Annotated in this window: 1 protein-coding gene; it reads right to left on the bottom strand. The window is 59.3% G+C overall.

Annotated features, from left to right (window positions below; genetic code table 11):
• On the bottom strand, nt 1-653 hold a 653-nt coding region (phnD, locus tag FVQ81_18660), incomplete at its 3' end, for a phosphate/phosphite/phosphonate ABC transporter substrate-binding protein (GenBank protein MBW7998552.1).
• Nucleotides 654-1,065: the final 412 nt, after the last annotated feature.

The raw sequence follows: 1,065 nt of genomic DNA, 5'->3' as shown, positions 1-1,065 counted from the left end.
CCGGAGAAGGTGGCCTTGAAGTCCCGGTCCTGGATCATGTCGAACTCGGCCTTGAGCAGGGCGGAGGGGGCCTTGAATCCGGAGTTGGAGGTGGGTGACGTGAACGCCAGCGTGCGGCCCTTGATGTCCTTCACGCTTTTGACGGGGCTGTCCACGTGGGTGATGATCTCCATCTCGTACCCGAAGCTCCCGTCCTTCGAAGCCATGATCGTGAACGGGACGAATCCGGCGCAGTTGACGGCCAGGGGATTGCTCCCGGTATTGAATCCCGCAATATGCAGCCGGCCGGCCCGCATGGCTTCGATCTGGGCGGCGTTGGATTGCACGGCGAAGAAGCGCACCTTGCGTCCGGTAACTTTTTCCATGTGGTGCAGGAAGCCATCCCACACCTTTTTATAGACGGAAGGGTCTTCCACGGGCGTGTAGGCGAAGATGAGCACCTTGGGGTCGATCCACTTGCTCTTGTCGGTGGGCAGGTCCGCCGTCAGATTGCCGTCCCTGTCGCAGAACCGGGTGTCCAAAGTGCCCCGGGGGCAATTTTGGCCGAAGACGCTGGAAACCGGCGCGAACAGGAAAAACAAGACGGCCAGCAGGGCCGCGGGCAGCAGCCAGGAGGTGATACGGGTGGATGATGTTTGAAATAAGCGATTCATATTTCTCCCCTGTAGGGTGGGTTGGCGTTTGGATTGCGAAGATGAAACCCTGATGAAAAATCCACCGATTTCTTATCCTTTTCCTCACTCGAAGTAAAGAGAAACCCTTTCGCGCCATCCGGGATGCATTGCGGCGGGGGAGCCCGGTGGGAAGGGGGAGGATCGCATTGAAACCGGGGTGGAAATAACAGGTTTTAAATCCCGGACGTTGCGGGCGCCGGCAGGGAAAACCGCCCCCGCGGTCTACTCCACCTGATATTTTTCCACGAACTCCCAGTTCAACTCGATGCCCAGGCCCGGTTTGTCCGCCACCGTGACCCGGCCGTTGTTGCGCCGCACCTGACCCTTGATATCCAGCGGCTCGGTGAGCAGGTGCTCCCGGAAGAGGTTGGGGGTGGTATCGTATTCGAGC

It is taken from the genome of Candidatus Glassbacteria bacterium, from assembly GCA_019456185.1.
In the GTDB taxonomy this organism is placed as follows: Bacteria; Gemmatimonadota; Glassbacteria; order GWA2-58-10; family GWA2-58-10; genus JAJRTS01.
The sequence above is the reverse complement of the archived record's forward strand: the minus strand, read 5'-3'. Positions and strand labels throughout refer to the sequence as shown.